Source organism: Mucilaginibacter sp. (assembly GCF_036383575.1).
In the GTDB taxonomy this organism is placed as follows: Bacteria; Bacteroidota; Bacteroidia; order Sphingobacteriales; family Sphingobacteriaceae; genus Mucilaginibacter.
In genome coordinates this window covers 1-4,180 of the sequence record NZ_DASVOB010000611.1, presented here as the reverse complement: position 1 = coordinate 4,180, position 4,180 = coordinate 1, and the positions used below count along the sequence as shown (strand labels likewise).

General features: G+C 42.7%; 7 protein-coding genes. All 7 read left to right on the top strand.

Translation table 11 applies throughout. The features are described from left to right. The first annotated feature begins 289 nt into the window (after positions 1-289). Positions 290-907, top strand: a complete 618-nt coding sequence (rplC, locus tag VF500_RS21750) for a 50S ribosomal protein L3 (RefSeq protein WP_330861693.1) — start codon at positions 290-292, stop codon at positions 905-907. Position 908: 1 nt separating this feature from the next. Continuing rightward, the gene (gene rplD / locus VF500_RS21745; protein WP_330861692.1) at positions 909-1,541 is read left to right on the top strand and encodes a 50S ribosomal protein L4; all 633 of its coding nucleotides are present in this window, start codon (positions 909-911) and stop codon (positions 1,539-1,541) included. A 2-nt stretch (positions 1,542-1,543) separates the two neighbouring features. Next, the gene (gene rplW, locus VF500_RS21740) at positions 1,544-1,834 is read left to right on the top strand and encodes a 50S ribosomal protein L23 (protein ID WP_330861691.1); all 291 of its coding nucleotides are present in this window, start codon (positions 1,544-1,546) and stop codon (positions 1,832-1,834) included. Between the two features lie 8 nt (positions 1,835-1,842). Next, entirely contained in the window at positions 1,843-2,670 is an 828-nt protein-coding gene (gene rplB / locus VF500_RS21735; protein WP_330861690.1) for a 50S ribosomal protein L2, read from the top strand. After that, entirely contained in the window at positions 2,670-2,936 is a 267-nt protein-coding gene (gene rpsS / locus VF500_RS21730) for a 30S ribosomal protein S19 (RefSeq protein WP_022832979.1), read from the top strand. Before rplB ends, rpsS begins: the two co-directional genes overlap by 1 nt. 6 nt (positions 2,937-2,942) lie before the next feature. Further along, positions 2,943-3,365 (top strand): 50S ribosomal protein L22, encoded by a 423-nt coding sequence (rplV, locus tag VF500_RS21725; protein ID WP_330861689.1) that lies wholly within the window; start codon positions 2,943-2,945, stop codon positions 3,363-3,365. Between the two features lie 6 nt (positions 3,366-3,371). Further along, on the top strand, positions 3,372-4,180 hold an 809-nt coding region (gene rpsC, locus VF500_RS21720; RefSeq protein ID WP_330861688.1), incomplete at its 3' end, for a 30S ribosomal protein S3.

Here is a 4,180-nt window from a genome sequence, read left to right as displayed (position 1 = left end):
CAATCCTTAAAAATTTCCCCAACCCATCTCTGATTTTACGCCGTCAATCCGGTGATGTGATAACATGCCTTCCAAAATGGCCGCGAAAAGTCAAAAAATCAAACCGGCTAAGCATTAGCCAAATACCTTTCAAACATATGTTAAAACGCGGATACAAAAATTATAAAAAAATAACTTACTAACTATTTGATAATTAATACAAAGTTTCTATCTTTGCCGTCCCTTTCGGGGGAGAAATATGTCTTGAACGAAGCCCTACTGCTTCGATGGACACAAACAAATTAAGAAAATGTCAGGAATTATTGGTAAAAAAGTAGGAATGACCAGCATTTTCGACGAGACAGGGAAGAATATCCCTTGTACTGTGATCGAAGCTGGCCCTTGCGTGGTAACCCAGATCAAATCTGTGGATATCGATGGATATGCAGCTGTTCAGCTTGCATATGGCGACAAAAAGGAAAAAAACACTTCTGGACCGTTAAAAGGTCACTTCCAAAAAGCAGGTACAGCCCCAAAAAGGAAACTTGTTGAATTCAAAACTTTCGAGGACGAAAAATCATTAGGCGACACCGTTACTGTCGAGATTTTTGCCGCGGGAGATTTTGTGGATGTGGTTGGTACCTCTAAAGGTAAAGGTTTTCAGGGTGTGGTAAAACGTCACGGTTTTGGTGGTGTGGGTATGCAAACTCACGGTCAGCACAATCGTTTACGTGCACCAGGTTCATTGGGAGCGTCATCATGGCCATCACGCGTATTTAAAGGTATGCGCATGGCAGGTCAAACCGGAAACGTTCGCGTTAAAACACAAAACTTACAAGTGGTTAAAGTGTTCGCTGAGCAGAATCTGTTAGTAGTTAAAGGTTCCATCCCCGGAGCTAAGGGTTCATTCGTAATAGTGGATAAATAAGATGGAAATTAACGTATTGAACGTATCAGGTAAAGAAACAGGTGCCAAGGTGCAGCTTCCTGAGTCGGTTTTCGGTATTGAACCAAATGATCACGCTATCTATCTTGATGTTAAGCAATTTCTTGCTAACCAGCGTCAGGGTACACATAAATCAAAACAGCGTAATGAAATTGCAGGTTCAACCCGCAAATTATACAAACAAAAAGGTACAGGTGGTGCCCGTGCCGGTAGCGTAAAATCTCCATTATTTAATGGTGGTGGCCGTGTATTCGGTCCGCAACCTCGCGATTACAGCTTTAAATTAAACAAAAAGCTTAAATCACTGGCCCGTAAATCAGCTTTATCATACAAAGCAAAAGATAACAATATTTTAGTGTTGGAAGACTTTAATTTTGATAGCATCAAAACTAAAAACTACATTAAAATGGAGGCCGATCTGAATGTTACCAACGATAAAACATTATTGGTAGTAGCAGGCGCTGAAAATAACAATGTTTATTTATCAAGCAGAAACCTTAAGAAAACTAAAGTAATTTCAGTTGAGCAGCTTAACACTTATGATGTGTTAAACGCAGGCAAGCTTTTGTTAACTACAGGTGCTGTTAAAACTTTGGAGGAAGCATTAGCTAAGTAATTATGGAAATTTTAAAACAACCCCTACTTACTGAAAAAGTTACTCAGTTAACTGAAAAGCTTAACCGTTATGCTTTCAAAGTTGATCACAGGGCTAACAAAATTCAGATCAAAAATGCCATTGAGGCAATGTATGGTGTAAACATCACAGCGGTGAACACCATGAAATACGTCGGTAAACTAAAAACCCGCAATACTAAGGCAGGCGCCGTATCTGGCCGCGCTGCAACTTACAAAAAAGCGATAGTTACGTTGAAGGACGGAGAAGTAATTGATTTTTACAGCAATATATAATTATAGACATGGCAGTAAAGAGATTTAAACCGGTTACCCCCGGTACCCGCTTCAGAATTGATGTATCTAACTCGGATATTACAACAAACGTTCCTGAAAAATCGTTGGTTGTAGCAGCTAATACAAGGTCTGGCGGTCGTAACAGCAGCGGTAAAATGACTATGCGCTACTTAGGTGGTGGTCATAAACAAGCATACAGGTTAATTGATTTCAAACGTAATAAATTTAACATCCCGGCAAAAGTTGCAACTATCGAGTACGATCCTAACCGTTCGGCCCGTATAGCCCTGCTTCACTTCGCAGATGGTGAAAAACGTTACATGATTGCTCCGGAAGGCTTAACAGTTGGTACGGTAGTAGTAGCAGGCGAAGGTGCTGCACCAGAGGTTGGTAACACCCTACCTTTGAAAAACATCCCGCTTGGTTCAATCATCCACAATATTGAGTTAAACCCTGGCCAGGGTGGCGTAATTGCCCGCAGCGCCGGTACTTATGCTCAGTTATCAGCACGTGATGGTAAATATGCCATTATCAAATTGCCTTCTGGCGAAACACGTATGATCTTGTCAACTTGTTTGGCAACTATCGGTACGGTTTCAAATGGCGAAAAAGCAAACGCGGTATTAGGTAAAGCCGGCCGCAAACGCTGGTTAGGCCGCAGGCCAAGGGTACGTGGTGTAGCCATGAACCCGGTAGATCACCCTATGGGTGGTGGTGAAGGCCGTGCCTCAGGTGGTCATCCACGTTCACGTAAAGGTTTATTGGCTAAAGGCTACAAAACCCGTGATAAGAAGAAATCATCGGATCGTTACATCATTGAAAGAAGGAAGAAATAATGGCTCGTTCAATTAAAAAAGGACCTTACATCGATCATAACTTAGATAAGAAGGTTATGGTGCTGAATGATGCAAATAAAAAATCAGTTGTAAAAACATGGTCACGTCGTTCCATGATCTCTCCTGATTTCGTTGGTCATACATTCGCTGTACACAACGGTAACAAGTTTATCCCTGTGTATGTAACAGAAAACATGGTTGGACACAAGCTGGGAGAGTTTGCCCCAACCCGTACATTCCGCGGACACGCAGAAAAGAAAAAATAACAGGCAATGGAAGCAACAACAAAAATTAAAAAGTCTGTACTGATCAGGCAACAAAAAGAAGCTGCGAAAGCTCTTGTAGGCGGCGCTTCTGTTGCTAAGTTACAGGACTGTCCAACTTCACCACGCAAAATGCGTTTGGTGGTTGATTTGATCCGCGGTGAAAATGTATTTAAAGCTTTAAGCATTTTAAAGTTCACCAATAAAGAAGCAGCTATCCGCGTTGAAAAATTGCTTTTATCGGCAATTAACAACTGGCAAGCCAAAAATGAAGGTAAAAATGCCGATGATCTTTTTGTAAAAGAAGTATCTGTAGGCGGTGGCCGTCAGCTAAAAAGGTTACGCCCTGCTCCGCAAGGAAGGGGATACCGTATCCGTAAACGCTCAAACCACGTAACACTTGTTGTGGATAGTAAAAACGATAACAATTAATTTGAAATGGGACAGAAAGCACATCCAATAGGTAACAGGTTAGGGATCATCAGAGGTTGGGATTCTAACTGGTTCGGTGGTAACAACTACTCCGACAAATTAGTTGAAGACGAAAAGATCCGCAAATACCTTTCAGCTCGTATTGCTAAAGGTGGTGTATCTAAAGTAGTTATCGAGCGTACTTTAAAACGCATTACTGTAACTATCCACACTGCACGTCCGGGTATTGTGATCGGTAAAGGCGGTCAGGAAGTTGACAAGATCAAAGAAGAGTTGAAAAAACTTACTAAAAAGGAAGTTCAGATCAACATTTTCGAGATCAAACGTCCTGAGCTTGATGCACAATTAGTAGCAGAAGGCATTGCAAAACAATTAGAAGCACGTATCTCTTTCCGTCGTGCCATGAAAACCACAATCGCTGCAACCATGCGTATGGGTGCCGAAGGTATCAAGGTAATGACTTCAGGCCGTTTAGGTGGCGCTGAGATGGCACGTAGCGAGCAATATAAAGAAGGCAGGATTCCTTTGCACACTTTCCGTGCTGACATTGACTACGCATTAGCAGAAGCATTAACTACCTATGGTAAAATAGGTGTTAAAGTTTGGATCTGCAAAGGCGAAGTTTATGGCAAACGCGATCTTTCTCCAAACATTGGCGGTACCAGCAGCGCAAGCGGCAAAGGTGGCAGGCCAGAGGGCGGTGCTCCGGGCTTTGGTGGCCGTGGTAACGAAAGAGGCGGCGAGCGCGGCGGTGAGCGTCGTGGCGACAGGAAACCAGGTGGCGATCGTCGTGGCGGTGGTAACAACCGTCCAGG